This is a genomic window from Leptolyngbya sp. FACHB-541 (assembly GCF_014695875.1).
In the GTDB taxonomy this organism is placed as follows: Bacteria; Cyanobacteriota; Cyanobacteriia; order Elainellales; family Elainellaceae; genus JAAUTN01.
The window spans coordinates 48,902-63,519 of sequence record NZ_JACJPC010000118.1 but is presented as its reverse complement, the minus strand read 5'-3'; the positions used below and the strand labels follow the sequence as shown (position 1 = coordinate 63,519).

Below are 14,618 nucleotides of genomic sequence, written 5' to 3'. Positions count from 1 at the left end.
GAGGCGGGGCTTTAGCCCCGCCTCTCTCTTTTGCCCTAACCTAAGCGATTTGCACTATGCTGCCTTACCTAATAGGTCTAGAGGTGTGTTTTTGCTTCTTGAGCGACAGGCTGCATTTCGTCCTGGGAAAGACTTTGCAAGGCTGCTTTTGCGTCTGGATGATCAAAGTGACTCAGGGCTTGCACGAGCCTGTAGCGAATTTGCCAATCGGGATGAGAGACGAAGGGAAGCAGCAGAGGCAGCGCACGGCTATCTCCCAATTCACCCAGGGAACCGATCGCCGCTGTCTTAACGAGTTCGTTATCTGCGTTTAGCGCGGATTCTAACAGGTCAAAGGAGCGGCTGTCTCCTAACTCTCCCAAAGCTGCAATGATACTGAATTTGACTAACCATTCAGAAGTGCTGTGATAAAGCTGCTGCAAGTCTTCAAACGCATCAGTGAGCTTTAGCGCTCCCAAAGAGTCAGCCGCCGCCGCCTGGACATCTGGCTCGCTGTCATTGAGCAGGCGATCGCGCAAAAGGGGCAAAGCGGTTTCTAAATCTTGCTTACCCAAGCTAGAGATTTGGCTGATAGCGGCATAGCGCACACGCGCGCTCTTGTCTTGGGCAGCGACCTGGATGAGATCAAAGGCGATCGCCGGGTCAAGCTGGCGCATCTGATTGACTGCGCTCAACCGCTCTCCAAAATCTTCGGAATCCAAGAGTTGTTTAACCGACTCAGGGGTAATGCTCATTAAATTCTCCACTAATCCTGATTTGCTGCCATAAAGCGCACGATGTCGCCACGAGTCAAAATTCCAACGACCTTACCAGTGGGGTCAACCACGGGCAACCGACGCACATCACGGTCGTGCATCAACTGGGCTGCTTCACGCAAAGGTTGGTCAGGCTTGGTCGTGATCGCTTCCTTGGTCATGACTTCGCCAACGGTTTGCCCCAGTGCTTTGTGCAGTTCTTGCTCGTAGCGGGCCGGGTTTTCTAGATAAATAACGCTGTCTAAAACCATGATGTAAGGCGGAGGGGTGGCTCCTGTTTCCTGCCACATCAGGTCAGTTTCTGAGATTACCCCAACCAACTTGCCTTGCTCATCGATGACTGGCAGTCCACTGACTCGTTTTTCAGCAATCAGGTGGATAGCTTCTTTCAGTGGTGTTTCGGGCTTGACCACGATAGGGTCGTGGCTCATGACATCAGCAACAGTTGTGGGCATATTTCGCCGGAACTACTCAACGGAACCTTTACTCTCATTGTAGGGAATCGCGGGGATCGTCCGTTTATGGTTCACAGGTCGTTACATCACTGCAATAGGCTTTGAGAATGTCGATGCAGTTGGCGATCGCTCCCAGGTCTGCAATTTCGTACCCGTGGGTGTTTTGGGTGGGAAAGCCGAGACAGGCGGCACGGGCAACGTGACCATTTTTCATGGCGATCGAGCCATCGCTGCCAAAGCCGCTGATAGTGGCAAACTGAAGCGGAACGCCAATCTGCACAGATGCTTCCCGAATCTGAGCATTCAGGGTTTCATCGTAAAGTCCATAGGCATCTTGAGAGAGCAAAACGGGAATGTCTCCGTCTTGAATCGGATACTCAGTGGAAAGTGGACAAATTTCTAGCGCAATTAAGGCATCTAACCGTTGATTGCGGGAAAAATAGAGCGCTCCTACGGCTCCTACTTCTTCTTTGGAGGAGGCAACTAAATAGATGTCGATCGCGGGTTCTTTTAGAACTTCGGCTAGCCCTAGCAGAATGGCGATCGAGGCTTTGTTATCGAGCGTGTAGCTAGCGATGTAATGTTTGAGCCGGAAGGGGCGCTTGCGGTGTTTGCCAATGACGACGCGAGTGCCAGGACGAACGCCCGCTGCCTCTAGTTCTGCGGCTGTGCATTTGGTTTCGACCCAAGCATCTTCCCAGCGCAACACTTTGTCTTCTTGCAGCGCTTTTTGGGGCGATTCGTGGGAAACGTGACGCGAGCCGAAGCTAAGAATGCCGCTGAGCGTTTGGCGATCGCCCAACAAATCGACAACGCCTTCCCCATAAACCCAAGGAAAGGAGCCGCCCAATTTGCGCACTTCTACCCGACCGTGTTTGCCAATGGATTTGACGATGCCGCCGATTTCGTCTTTGTGGGCGGTGATTGCGAGAGATTTGGTCGAATCGCGACCAGGGATTTTGGCGATCGCATTTCCAGCCTCATCTAACCAGGCTTCGACTCCCAGTGCTTTGAACTGGTCGAGCAAAAAACCGTCAATTTCTGCCTCTGCGCCGCTGGGAGAATGATGGAGAACGAGCGTTTCGATCAGGTCAAACAGGCGATCGGGGTCAGATAGAGGCATGATTTGAAGGAGGAATGGAATGGGGCGATCGCCCTGCTTTGCGTCGTAGCCGTAGTGTAATCCCCAAAATGGTAACTGTGAGCAGCCCTGCAACCGAAGTCGGTTCAGGAACACTGGCTGACGTGGCTTGACTAGCAGGTTGAGGTGTTTGTGCTTCAGAGCGAGCTTCTGCAACGGCAAGGCCAAATTGAGGCTGCACTTCACGAGCAGGTTCAGCTAGCAGATCCAGCGCGAGTTGGGCAATCTGTCGATGTCCAGCGGTTGTGGGGTGAATGTCATCCCAAAATAGATAGCGATTCTGCAAACTCGGAGTCGAGCGGCAAGATGGCACTGAGAGACAAGAGCGAGTGACATTCCTGAACCCATACGCGGTGGGATTAGCGTGTGCCTGGTCAAACAAAGTATCTACATCAAGCGTCAGCAGATTCACTTGCGAATTGAGGGTGCGATCTAACCGCCGTAGCTGTCTCGCCAAATTAACATTATGCCGACTGCTCAAGCGGTTTAACCTGCCAGACTCCGCTGTTTGGCGGGTAGAAGGCAATCGTCCCAAGTCAGGCAGGTTGCCCACCATGATTGTTCGCGCTCCTGCTTGGGCAAGAGTTGTGATTGCTGTGAATAAGTTAGCCGGGGGAATGGCAGGGTTTGTGACGTTGCCGCCAAGATAGTCATTTGCGCCTGACCAGACGAGATACAGCGCATTGGGATCGGCACCAGGGTTGTCTTCAACAAAACTTCTCACCTGCTTCTGCAATCCAGGAAATTCCAGTAGCGGGAGGGAGACTGCGTCATCCTCTCCGGTCGTGGTGCCACCGTAAGCATAGTTGTTATCGCGATCGGCTTCGAGTCCCAGTCCTTGAGTGACGTACTCATTCCAAACTAGCCCGTTAGAAAATCGCCCTTTGAAGTAGGGCGGACGGGGATAGAGTCGGAGTGTTCGTCTATATACATTGCCCGTGTCTGAGAGGCTATCACCAAACACATAGGACTGGCTGAAGGTTGCTGCCTTTGCTGCGATCGGAAACAGAAATGGCAGAAGCGCCACTCCCGCTGCTAGACAATGTTTTTGTAGCCTGTGCATAAGAATCAGCGGGTAAATTACCTGGACTGTGAGCCAGATGGCTGGTTGGGCTGCTGGTTAGACTGTTGGCTGGTGGGCTGTTGCTGTGGTGGTCGTTCAGTCTGCTGCTCGGTTCGCTGCTCGGTTCGCTGTTCAGTTTGAAGTGCATCTTTTGCGGATAGCCCTTCGCCTTGAATGCCGAAATACCAGAGGACGGCAGTGGCTTCGGCACGAGTCACGGTTTTCTTCGGCTGAAACAGGGTGGTATAGCCAAAGGCACGACGGATATTAGACAGTTCGCCATTTTGGAAGTCTGCCAAAACTGCCCGTAGCGCCTTGGGGTCAATTCGAGCGGTGTCCTGGAAACCCCAGGTTTGCTGCACTGCCTCTAGTGACGCATTCGGTAAAGTTTGGCGGGTGTCGATTGGCATTTTCCAGAGAATCAGGTTTTCGCGAGTCAGCGGTGCATCTGGGCGAAAGGTGACCGTGGTCGAATCGCCGGAAAGAGGGCTGGGAATCAAGCCTGCTTCTGCCAATCCTTGAATTGCGGCAAAGTCGGGATCGTTGCGCGGCGCGTCCTGAAAGGCAGGCTGGGAACTGCCGTTGCCTAAACGGATGCGACTGGCAGGGCGATCGCCATAAATCAAATTATTCGCTGCTACTAGCCAGCGCGCATATTCCCGTCGAGTGATTTCCTGGTTGGGCTTAAATTCATTGCTTGCCTGATCACCAAAAACGCCTAATTCCGCTAGATCTGTAACGTATTGGCGCAATTCTTCGGGAGCCTGGTCAAGGTCGCTAAAGCGCTGAGAAGTAGGACGGGCAGTAGCATTGCTGTTTGCATCGGTGCCAAAATCGGCTGGCGGTAAGGGTCCAATAAAGTCAGGATCACCGGGTTGTGGCACAGCCGCCGTTTCGTCAGCATCGTCTGAAGCTGAATTATCTGAAGTTGAATTGTCTGAGGCTGAATTCCTTGGTGAGTTGGTTGGCTCCGACGACGCAGCCGTATCACTGGTGAAAGCGTATTGCAGCGTAAATTCAGTGGGGGTCGCAGCGGTTAAAGTTGCCGCATTAGAGACTGGTGCAACCGTTACCCGTAGTCCGTCTCGTGCTGCGGCGATCGCTTCCTCTACTGACTGATCTAAATTCCAATTGCCTGAGGCAAAAGCTTCCTGGTAAAACCGGCGCACTTGCTCGATCGGGTCAGAAGTCTGCCAGCGCGTTTGCACTTCCGCGTTAGGATCGTCGCCATTCGGCTGAATTACCTCGACTAGCTCGGCTCCCGGATAGCGCGGAATTTCGGCAGGAAAGTTGGCGGGCAGTTCAGCGACTCCCGACGGAGTCGCCTCTGGGGTAGGCGTACCGCCAAACAAAACCGGATTTTCCTCTAGCTGGGGATCAGCCGCTAGGGATCGCTGGAGCGTTTCCCCCAGTGGGCTATTGGCACAGGAAGCCAGCGGCAGCAAAGCAACCGCAAAACCTAGAAAAAATAAACGTTTGGGAAGTCGTTTTAGGGGCAACATTTTGGAGGTAGCAGCGTACCATCAAGAATCACATCGTAATCCTACGCTAGCGTAGAACGATCGAAAGATTGATCGTCTGCTATTCTGCTGGTGTTTGGCCGCCCATCCATCAATCTTTGAAGAAATCTCTATGGCTGCAAAACCCATCATCATTGATTGCGATCCGGGAGTAGATGATGCGATCGCCTTGCTGCTTGCTTTCGCCTCTCCTGAACTGAACCTGTTGGGAATCACAACGGTTGCCGGAAATGTGCCGCTTTCCCTGACTGCAAAAAATGCTCGCAAAATTTGTGAACTAGCTGGACGAACGCAGATCCCAGTGTATGCAGGTTGCTCTCGTCCAATGATGCGATCGCTCACCACCGCAGAAGAAGTTCATGGCAAAACAGGACTGGAAGGCGTAGATCTGCCGGAACCGCAGATGCCACTTCAATCCCAACATGGAGTTGACTTTTTAATTGATACGTTGATGAGTTCGTCGGGTGAAATTACCGTTGCCACCCTTGGACCGTTGACTAATTTGGCGATCGCTCTAATCAAAGAACCCCGCATCGCTACCAAAATTCCAGAGGTCGTGCTGATGGGCGGCGCAATCTCTCAGGGCAATGTCACTGCTTCGGCTGAGTTTAACCTTTATGTCGATCCCCACGCAGCGCATGTAGTGTTTAGCAGCGGCATCAAGCTAACTATGTTTAGCCTGGATGTGACTCACCAGGTACTCACCACACCAGAACGGTTAGAAAAGATTCGGGCGATCGCTACTCCGGTTGGCACTGCCGCTGCAAACCTGTTAGGACACTACAGTAGCCGCGATGCTGAGCGATTTGAGATGACGGGCGGTCCACTTCACGATCCTTGTGTAATTGCGTATCTGTTGCAGCCCGATCTGTTTAATTATCGCGACTGTTATGTAGAAATTGAGACGGCGAGTGAACTCACGCTTGGGCGAACGGTAGTAGATTCGTGGAATAGTAGCGGGCGATCGCCAAACACTAAAGTCACTCAAACTGCTGATTCTGAAAGATTCTATCAACTGTTAACTGAGCGTTTAGCAAAACTATAAATCCACTTTCACCGTTCCGTAAATTTGCCCCTATACTTTTCAAAGTCACGTTAAAAACATCACATACTACTTTTAATAACTTGAAACTTAAAGAAATTTTTGATTTTAGAAGTATTTACTCAGCTTAATTCTGTATCGTGAGATACTAAATTTGTGTTAATGCTACTGCACGATACATCAGTACTCAGCACTAAATTTCGAATTCAAGCATTGTATAGATCTTAGAAATATTTCGGATGAAATTCAATGTTTCACCTAAAAATATTTCTATCGAACGATGCCAAATTCAGCAATAGCAACCGAGCAAATAATCATGATGAAAAGACTCAAGTTTTTGTTTACTGTTTTACTAACTGCAGTTTTGACAATTGCAATTGTCACTGGCTGTAACTCTCAGAATGAAGCACCTAGTGATCCCGCTGCCTCAGGTGAGTCAGGCGGTGGTGGTGAAACGCTTGTTATGGCAACTTCAGCAGACTATCCACCTTACGAATTCATTGATACAACCAGCGGACAGCAAGAAATTCAAGGTTTTGATGTAGATATTGCCAACTACATCACGAGTGAATTGGGCTATGAACTGGAAATCACTAATATTGATTTCAACGGACTGATTCCAGCGTTGCAGGCTGACCGGGCTGACTTCGTTATGGCAGGCATGACCCCTACTGAAGAACGCAAGCAAAACGTCGATTTCTCCCAAATTTATTACGAAGCTAAAAATACAATTGTGGCTCCCGAAGGCAGCAATCTAATTGATCCGGCAAGTCTGTCTGGTTTACAGGTTGGCGTTCAACTTGGCACCATTCAAGAAAAAGCCGCAAAAGAAATTGAAGGGGCAAATGTAGTTCCTTTGAACCGGATTAATGAAATCATTCAAGAACTCAAAGCGGGACGAATTGACGCGGCAATTGTTGAAGATACAGTTGCCAAAGGCTATGTCGAGAACAACCCTGATTTAGAATTCAACACTATTCCCAATACTGAACAGGCAGGTTCAGCCATTGCGTTTCCTAAGGGTTCAGAGTTAGTCAGTGAGTTCGACCGAGTGATTGCTGAGATGAAGGAAAACGGAGAGCTAGAAAATCTGGTTGAGAAATGGTTTGGTCAACCGATTCCAGAGCAGCCAGAAGCCGGAACTGAAGCACCCGCCGAGGGAGCTGAATCCCCAGAGGCAACTGAGTCCCCAGAAGCAGCTCCCGCAGAGCCAGAAGCTTCTCCTCCTAGCTGATCTGCTGCTTTATATCAGGAGAAGGGGCGATCGCAGAAATTTGATTCTATGCAGATCTGAAGGAATCTTTCTATACCAACTCAACCTTCTCCTGCCCTGTATTCTACTGGGTAGATCAATTTTGGAATCCCAACGCGTGTAGAAGACAGTGTAGAGACGAGTTATTCAAGCAATGGTTCTTGCTGTATTGATGGCGATCGCCATTCAGCTTAAAACAAAGGGGCTTGTAGCGATTAAGAATTCAGTTGGGAAATTTTAATAGAGGGCGAACGATCGTTCGCCCCCGTAGATTGGTCAAACAATAGCTGAATTCTTTTCTTAAACTCCATAAACCCTTGTTTACAGATACTTTCATTCCTTTGCAAAGAGTTGCATTGTAATATTTTCAAAGGCAAGCATTCGGGCATGAATTTAGATTTCTTAGATTTCACACAGATCTTGCCCTCTATTCCTTACATTTTGCAAGGAATCAGGGTAACGCTTATGTTTACCCTATTGTCAGCCCTGTTTGGGTTTACTCTAGGCACACTTTTATCCCTGTTCAAAATTTCAAGCATCAAACCGCTTAATTGGTTTGCAGTAGCCTACACGTCTATTTTTAGAGGTACTCCATTAATCTTGCAGCTATCGCTGATTTATTTTGCAACCCCACAAATCACAGGGTACGCAATTAAACCACTTGAAGCAGGGGTAATTACCTTTGCGCTGAACTCTGCTGCCTACAGTTCAGAAACAATTAGGGGCGGCATTATGGCAGTTGATAAAGGGCAGAGAGAGGCTTCTCTGTCTTTGGGAGTTCCCTATCGTCAAATGATGTGGGATATCATTTTGCCACAGGCCTTTAAGAACATTTTGCCTGCCCTGGTCAATGAGAGCATTGCCCTGCTAAAAGACTCTGCTCTAGTTTCTACCATTGGCGCACTAGACTTAATGCGACGCGGCGTGATCGTGGCAGCCGAAAAATTTATTTACTTTGAACCTTTGCTTTTTGTTGGACTGATTTACTACGTCATGGTGATGGGTTTGACCTGGGTAGCACAGAAACTAGAAGTAAGGATGAGGCGCAGTGATTAGAGTTGAATTTCTTTGCAAATCTTTTGGTGAATTGAATGTCTTAAAAGACATTTCAACTGAAGTTAAAAAAGGCGAGGTTGTTGCCATTATTGGTCCTTCTGGATCAGGCAAATCAACCCTGCTGCGCTGCATGAATTTGCTGGAGGTACCGACTCGCGGCAGGGTTTATGTAGATGGCAAGGATATTACGCTGCCAAAAACCGACATCCTCAGAGTGCGGCAAAACGTAGGCATGGTATTTCAGCACTTTCATCTATTTCCTCACAAGACGGTGTTGCAAAATATTACCTATGCGCCCATGACTGTGAAAAAGATGTCAAAGGAAAATGCTCATAAGGTTGCGATGGATCTGCTGTCAAAGGTAGGACTGTCGGAAAAGGCGAACGTCTATCCGTCGAAGCTGTCTGGCGGTCAAAAGCAGCGGGTAGCGATCGCCCGTGCCTTGGCAATGGAGCCAGAAGTGATGCTGTTTGATGAACCAACCTCCGCGCTTGACCCAGAGATGGTAAAAGAGGTGCTTGAAGTTATCAAATCTCTGGCTAACACGGGCATTACAATGGCGATTGTCACCCATGAAATGGGCTTTGCTCGTGAAGTTGCTAACCGGATCTTATTCCTGGATGAAGGGCGACTGGTGGAAGACTCCCCACCGAGTGAGTTTTTCACCAATCCTAAGAGCGATCGCGCCTGTCAATTCTTAGAAAAGATGCTGTAGCCAGACTCACTTCAACAGCCAGACTCACTTCAACGGTTTGTGAATGGCAGCGTAGCTTTGTTGCGCTGCCATTTACGCTTTAAATAGTGACTCATGAAGCAGTGACTCATAAAGCATTAACTCATGCAGGAGGTCGCATGTCAGTTGTTGTATTTGGCAGCGTCAATATGGACCTGGTGACCCGTGTGCCTCGGCTACCCGTTCCAGGAGAAACGCTAAAGGGCTACCAGTTTGATACTATTCCCGGTGGCAAAGGCGCAAATCAGGCGGTTGCGGTTGCCCGACTGGGGGTGTCTACCCAGATAGTGGGACGAGTGGGAGGCGATCGCTTTGGGCAAGACCTGATCGCCAGCTTGGAAACGGCGGGTGTGGAGTGCGATCGCCTGCTGCGTGACCAATCCACCACTTCTGGCGTTGCGGTCATTGCAGTCGATGATGCAGGAGAAAACCACATCATCATTATTCCAGGAGCAAATGGACGGGTCGATCAAGCTGATGTAGAACGGTTGCAGCCCATTTTGTCAGCCGCAAAAGTCTTGCTACTTCAGTTAGAAATTCCCCTAGATGCGGTAACTGCTGCTGCCAAAGCCGCGAAAGCCGCAGGTGTGACGGTGATTTTAGATCCGGCTCCTGCACAGGACAATTTGCCCACAGAACTTTATCCTTTGGTGGACGTGATCACGCCTAACCAGGTAGAAGCCAGTCAACTGGTTGGTTTTGCAGTAGAGGATACGGAAACCGCCACCAAAGCAGCCTCAGTTTTGCGACAGCGGGGAGTGCAGACAGCCATCATCAAACTCGGCAAACAGGGCGCACTCTGCCAAACCGCAGCGGAAACTTTCTCAATTCCGGCTTTTCCAGTAGAAGTGGTGGATACAGTTGCTGCCGGAGATGCCTTTAACGGTGGCTTAGCTGCCGCTCTCGCGCAAGATTTCTCCATCCAAAAGGCTGTAACTTGGGGAGCCGCAGTCGCTGCCCTTTCTGTCATCAAAGCTGGGGCACAAACTTCACTCCCTAGTTTGCAGGAGCTTGAGAATTTTTGGGCTTCGACGAATCTCTAAGTCAGCTTAAAAAGCATTCTGCAGAAAAAGTTGATTGAGCAGAACTTCTTGATCGGGAAATGCCAGTGGAGCCAGCATTGTGTTTGCAGAGAGCGTTATTTTTTGCTGATAACCTGCTTGAGTGGGTTCCCGAAAGATATACACTTACCGAGCATTCACGTCCAAAATCCAATAGTCTAAGATTCTGGCTTTGGCGTAAACGAGTACTTTTTGCTGACGGTCATTGAGCAGAGTAGTTTTATACTGAGAATGAGTAGCTAGTTCAAGTAAAAGCTCTTGGGCAAGCTGAATTAGCTTTTTTCTTGTTCTAATACAACCATGGTGTCATTTGACCAAGTAGGGGTGTAAGTATACCCTTGAATATCAGTTTGCTTAATCTCGACCGCTTCATCCTTCGGCTGGACGAAAACAACTGCACAAGGAACAAACTGACTGTAGGGAAGCAGATTAGATTTTTCAGCAGAAATATTTTGAACCTTGACATGCTCTAGGCGAGTCGATCGAGTATTTGTGCTGTTAAAGAGAACCCAAAAAGGATATTCCCAGTAGCGATTTCCCACAGAATCATTGGTTCCTAGCCAAAGCCCAACGTTCTGGCATTGTTGGGCTTTGACAAAATTTACTGCTTCCTCATAGGGAACTTGTAGCTGTTCTCTATTGATAAAGTATTGTTCAATCCTATCCATGTTGAAGATGTTTTGTTCTGCGGCAATAGGACGATACTTATTCTCTAGTGCCCAAGGGGTAGAAGCTATTAGCATAATGACGATTAAAACTGAAACCAAGTAGCGATTTAGTGCTTGAGATAAGACAACTCCTACAAAGGCAGAAAAAAGCACAAATATGGAAAGATGATGGCGACTCTGATAAGGCTGCAATTTTAGTAACAAGCAAATCAAAGCGAACCCGCCTGTAGTTGCTAATAAATACAGTGTTAATGATTTTTGCGATCGCAAACGGCTATACGTTAAAAACAGGGCAATGGATACAAGAATGAAAACTAAATGAAGCGGGTTGCTAGCCGTGTTTTCATCAAATGAGATTCCGGGAACTTGATACCAGCCAGGAGGATGGGTAGTACGTGGGTCATTAATATCTATTCCTAGAATTGAGTGCAAGATACGAATCGCTTTTTCTACTAACCCATTCAGAGGGACAATCAACTTTTCAAGGTTGAGAGATCTAACGATATCAGCATGAAGAGAAGCATTTCTAACTAAGTTAGAAATAAAAGCAGGTAAGCTGATCACTTCAATCTTATATTCCTTAGCAAAATCAGCAGGTGTTCCTAAAAAAGAACCAAACAAATCTAGATTTCGCAGATAATGGTTGAAGTTTAGAGTAAGAAAAAGAGTGCTGATTACTAGCAAGGGTTTCCAACTTTTCCATCCTGTTTGTCGTGCTTTGATTAAGAAAAAAGAAGCGATAAATGGAAAAGCTAAGAGATAGGCTGAGCCTTTTGTCAAAATTGCCAAACCAAGACTTGCTCCAATCGCAATGCTATTTGAAAAATTAAGTTTTTGTTGGACAGATTGAATCACGAAGTAAGCCAGACAAACAATCCAGAAGCAAACGACATAATCATTTTGGGTACTTGAAGCCTGTAAAATTCCCATTGGAATCGTGACTGCAAATACTGAGGCGATAACCTGCCCTTGAAGATTTGCTCTCAACTGTTTGGCAATTAGCGATACCCCGATCGCACTACCAACCATGCAAAACCACTGCACCAAATTGGCAAAGCGATCGCTCCTGCTCAATATTTGTAGATGTAGAATGGCAAACTCAGCAAAAGGTGGGTGAAAGAGTTGCGGCAGGTTATAAGTGGGGTAATGAGCAACGTTGTGGTTTTGTTCCCAGTGGGCAACACGACTCATGTGATAAGTCATAGAGTCCCAGGTGTTTGGAGGGGCTACTATTGCGATTAGACCTATTGTTGTGATGATGAAAATAGTTCCCGTCAGCCAAACCCAACAGATTGCAGGCATCTTAAAATTCCGAATTAAATCAGAAGTTGAAGCTAAGCCACTACTCACCTGATGCTGTTTTAACTCTAAAACATATAGCCCTATTAAAGCGATATTAATCGCACTCCAAGATAATGCTAAACCGCTGAAGGATAAAAGGCTGAACCAACTCAGACTTTCAGTAATTGCGGTTAAAGTATATCCCCATGCGATCGCTCCTAACAGAATTGACCTACGCCAATCAAGCACCTTTCTATTAAAAAGCAGAACTAGTAAAACCAAGCTCAAGATTGGAAGTAAGATAAAAGTGTGCATGACTATGAGGGATAGTTTCACCATCCGTTCTAAGGTTTTAATGACTTGTCCTATCTACTTGTCCGATCTAATGGATTGAAACTGAGTCCAAAAGACTATTTAGGCTCGTTTACATCTACGTGTTCTGAAGAATTCTCTGTTCTGTGTAGTGACTGACGAGTATCCTGACGAGAACGGCGGTACCATGTCGCGCCAGCCACTAACATCCCAATTAAAGTTAACGAAGTCACGAGGGGTAGAATGTCGCCCCCTCTCAAAGCCTTTAAGCCGGAACTTCCCAACATAACAAAGGGCAAAACTCCGGGAACGGTTCCTAGCGTTGTACCCAACAAGTAGTCCTTGAACTTGACAGAGGTTAACCCTGCGGCAAAGTTAACTAAACCATAAGGAATGATAGGCAGCAGCCGGATCGAGAACATGTAAAATAACCCGCTATGCTGAATCTCACTGTCAATGGCTTGCCATTTGCCGGACATCCGATTCTCTATAAACTCACGACCAATGGTGCGGGTAAAGCCAAAGGCGACAATTGCGGCGACGATGGCTCCAACGCTCGTCCAGAACGTTCCGACCCAGGGCCCAAAAATCGCTCCGCCTGTCAGATTGAGCGCTGTTGAAGGCAAGATCAATAAAGTTGCGACGACATACACCAACACATAAATAACGGGTGCCCAGATCCCTGCTTGCTGTAGCCATGTCTGAATCTGTTCTGGGTCAACCCCACCCAGCAAATGCATTGCTAAAGCAGTTGCTACCAGACAAATTAACGTAAGTAAAACAAGACTGCCTTTAACGTTTGACATGACATCACATTTAACTTCACTAGAGTGTTTGCCGCTTGATTCTTGTTTTGATGGAGATCGAACTACTTTGTGGGAGGCGCATCAATGCCATAGGAGTTGCGAACCAAATAGAGCGGCCGTCCTTTTACTTCCTCATACACCCGTCCGAGATATTCGCCAATGATGCCTAAAGTTAAAAGTTGTACTCCACCGATAAACAGAATTGCGACCATGAGTGATGCGTATCCGGGAACATCAATGCCTGATATTAAAGTGCGAATAATCAGAAACATCGCATAAAGGAATGTTGTGATCGCTAGTGAGAAACCCACATAGCTCCAAACCTTTAGAGGTAGCACACTAAAAGAGGTAATACCATCTACTGCAAGATTCCAAAGCCGCCAGTAATTCCATTTAGTTCTACCTTTATAACGTTCGGCTCGATCGTAGAGAATAAAAGTTTGCCGAAATCCAACCCAGGCAAAAAGACCTTTCATAAACCGGGTTCTTTCTGTCATTTGCTTGAGCACTTCCACAACCCGTCGGTCGAGTAAACGAAAATCTCCTGTGTTCCGAGGAATTTCGACTGTACTCATGCGTCCTATCACTCGATAAAAGACGTTAGCGGTAAAGCGTTTGAGCCAGCTTTCTCCCTGCCGCGATTTACGTGTGGCATAAACAACGTCATATCCTTGTTGCCATTGGGCAATCATATCGGCGATTAGCTCTGGCGGGTCTTGAAGGTCTGCATCAATGGGAATGACTGCTGCACCAATTGCATGGTCGATCGCCGCTGTCAAAGCAATTTCTTTGCCAAAATTTCGAGAGAGACTCACGACTTTTATACTCGGATTTCGGTGGTGATGAGCGACGAGCTGTCTGAGCGTATTGTCCTTGCTGCCATCATCCACACACACGATCTCATAAGCTAGTCCAAGACCCTCCAGGACAGATTCTAGTCTTTCAAAGAAATAGTTGATATTGGGTTCTTCATTATGCAAAGGGACGACTACAGAAATTTGAACCGTATCAGGCGTTGAATCTGAGGACGAAACAGTCTGTGGGAGCGAAGTTAGTAAAGGAAGCGAATCAGGGGGGGACTTGATTTCACTAGCTGCGTTATACATTTTCACATTAGGGTGAAAGAACAGTAAGAAAACTCTGTTATTGAAACTTCTACATTCGCTGAGTCAAAAACCTCTGTTGCCTTATTTTGAGGTAAACAGAATATCGTAGCAATTAATACAATTCCACTGATTGGTAGGATGCTGTGCGCCCAGATTTAGATTCTTCTGGATAGAAGCCTTAGTATACGGGATTTCTACATAGAACCAACGTCTTAGCGTATGCATGTAACGCTATAAACGCTTTAAGATTCTCGTTACTCTATGCGTAGATACTATGAGTGCTAGAAGTATAATTCAATGTTCCGACTTTAAGTTCTTCTAATCTTTATAGTTTCTTGAAATCAGTAAACTTTGAATAAAATAGTTC

12 protein-coding genes and 1 pseudogene are annotated in these 14,618 nt (G+C 47.4%); 5 read left to right on the top strand and 8 right to left on the bottom strand.

What is annotated here, in order from left to right:
* Positions 1–77 precede the first annotated feature (77 nt).
* From nblB to H6G00_RS26080, 5 genes are all read right to left on the bottom strand, one after another.
* On the bottom strand, positions 78–734 hold the full coding sequence (nblB, locus tag H6G00_RS26100; RefSeq protein ID WP_190643967.1) for a phycobilisome degradation protein NblB: 657 nt from the start codon (positions 732–734) through the stop codon (positions 78–80).
* Between the two features lie 11 nt (positions 735–745).
* The gene (locus H6G00_RS26095; protein ID WP_190643966.1) at positions 746–1,210 is read right to left on the bottom strand and encodes a CBS domain-containing protein; all 465 of its coding nucleotides are present in this window, start codon (positions 1,208–1,210) and stop codon (positions 746–748) included.
* A 64-nt stretch (positions 1,211–1,274) separates the two neighbouring features.
* Positions 1,275–2,333 (bottom strand): M42 family peptidase, encoded by a 1,059-nt coding sequence (locus tag H6G00_RS26090; protein ID WP_190798954.1) that lies wholly within the window; start codon positions 2,331–2,333, stop codon positions 1,275–1,277.
* Entirely contained in the window at positions 2,320–3,414 is a 1,095-nt protein-coding gene (locus tag H6G00_RS26085; RefSeq protein WP_190798950.1) for an SGNH/GDSL hydrolase family protein, read from the bottom strand. Before H6G00_RS26085 ends, H6G00_RS26090 begins: the two co-directional genes overlap by 14 nt.
* A 17-nt stretch (positions 3,415–3,431) precedes the next feature.
* Entirely contained in the window at positions 3,432–4,916 is a 1,485-nt protein-coding gene (locus tag H6G00_RS26080; protein WP_190798949.1) for an S-layer homology domain-containing protein, read from the bottom strand.
* Between the two features lie 130 nt (positions 4,917–5,046).
* Here H6G00_RS26080 and H6G00_RS26075 point away from each other — a divergent pair, with 130 nt between their 5' ends.
* From H6G00_RS26075 to rbsK, 5 genes and pseudogenes are all read left to right on the top strand, one after another.
* Positions 5,047–5,979 (top strand): nucleoside hydrolase, encoded by a 933-nt coding sequence (locus tag H6G00_RS26075; RefSeq protein WP_190798948.1) that lies wholly within the window; start codon positions 5,047–5,049, stop codon positions 5,977–5,979.
* Between the two features lie 361 nt (positions 5,980–6,340).
* Entirely contained in the window at positions 6,341–7,210 is an 870-nt protein-coding gene (locus H6G00_RS26070; protein WP_242042508.1) for a transporter substrate-binding domain-containing protein, read from the top strand.
* 420 nt (positions 7,211–7,630) lie between these two features.
* Positions 7,631–8,284: pseudogene (locus H6G00_RS26065) on the top strand (amino acid ABC transporter permease); the annotation flags it as partial.
* Complete coding sequence (locus H6G00_RS26060) at positions 8,277–8,999, top strand: ATP-binding cassette domain-containing protein (RefSeq protein ID WP_190643960.1); 723 nt, start codon at positions 8,277–8,279, stop codon at positions 8,997–8,999. The pseudogene H6G00_RS26065 and the gene H6G00_RS26060, both read left to right, overlap by 8 nt.
* A 137-nt stretch (positions 9,000–9,136) precedes the next feature.
* Entirely contained in the window at positions 9,137–10,060 is a 924-nt protein-coding gene (gene rbsK / locus H6G00_RS26055; RefSeq protein WP_190644124.1) for a ribokinase, read from the top strand.
* Positions 10,061–10,350: 290 nt separating this feature from the next.
* Here the strand turns inward: rbsK and H6G00_RS26050 are convergent, their stop codons facing one another.
* The 3 genes from H6G00_RS26050 to H6G00_RS26040 all read right to left on the bottom strand — a co-directional run bounded on the left by H6G00_RS26050 (position 10,351) and on the right by H6G00_RS26040 (position 14,251).
* On the bottom strand, positions 10,351–12,342 hold the full coding sequence (locus tag H6G00_RS26050; protein ID WP_190798947.1) for a glycosyltransferase family 39 protein: 1,992 nt from the start codon (positions 12,340–12,342) through the stop codon (positions 10,351–10,353).
* Positions 12,343–12,437: 95 nt separating this feature from the next.
* Positions 12,438–13,145 (bottom strand): TVP38/TMEM64 family protein, encoded by a 708-nt coding sequence (locus tag H6G00_RS26045; protein WP_190643958.1) that lies wholly within the window; start codon positions 13,143–13,145, stop codon positions 12,438–12,440.
* A 62-nt stretch (positions 13,146–13,207) separates the two neighbouring features.
* Positions 13,208–14,251 carry a glycosyltransferase family 2 protein gene (locus H6G00_RS26040; protein ID WP_190798946.1) on the bottom strand — a complete coding sequence of 348 codons (1,044 nt, stop codon included), beginning with the start codon at positions 14,249–14,251 and terminating at the stop codon, positions 13,208–13,210.
* Between the last annotated feature and the right edge of the window lie 367 nt (positions 14,252–14,618).

What these genes read in the sequence shown, in the direction of transcription:
- H6G00_RS26040 (WP_190798946.1), bottom strand. Translation starts at nt 14,251, where the DNA reads ATGTATAACGCAGCTAGTGAAATCAAGTCCCCCCCTGATTCGCTTCCT.
- rbsK (WP_190644124.1), top strand. Translation starts at nt 9,137, where the DNA reads ATGTCAGTTGTTGTATTTGGCAGCGTCAATATGGACCTGGTGACCCGT.
- nblB (WP_190643967.1), bottom strand. Translation starts at nt 734, where the DNA reads ATGAGCATTACCCCTGAGTCGGTTAAACAACTCTTGGATTCCGAAGAT.
- H6G00_RS26075 (WP_190798948.1), top strand. Translation starts at nt 5,047, where the DNA reads ATGGCTGCAAAACCCATCATCATTGATTGCGATCCGGGAGTAGATGAT.
- H6G00_RS26085 (WP_190798950.1), bottom strand. Translation starts at nt 3,414, where the DNA reads ATGCACAGGCTACAAAAACATTGTCTAGCAGCGGGAGTGGCGCTTCTG.
- H6G00_RS26095 (WP_190643966.1), bottom strand. Translation starts at nt 1,210, where the DNA reads ATGCCCACAACTGTTGCTGATGTCATGAGCCACGACCCTATCGTGGTC.
- H6G00_RS26090 (WP_190798954.1), bottom strand. Translation starts at nt 2,333, where the DNA reads ATGCCTCTATCTGACCCCGATCGCCTGTTTGACCTGATCGAAACGCTC.
- H6G00_RS26080 (WP_190798949.1), bottom strand. Translation starts at nt 4,916, where the DNA reads ATGTTGCCCCTAAAACGACTTCCCAAACGTTTATTTTTTCTAGGTTTT.
- H6G00_RS26050 (WP_190798947.1), bottom strand. Translation starts at nt 12,342, where the DNA reads ATGCACACTTTTATCTTACTTCCAATCTTGAGCTTGGTTTTACTAGTT.
- H6G00_RS26045 (WP_190643958.1), bottom strand. Translation starts at nt 13,145, where the DNA reads ATGTCAAACGTTAAAGGCAGTCTTGTTTTACTTACGTTAATTTGTCTG.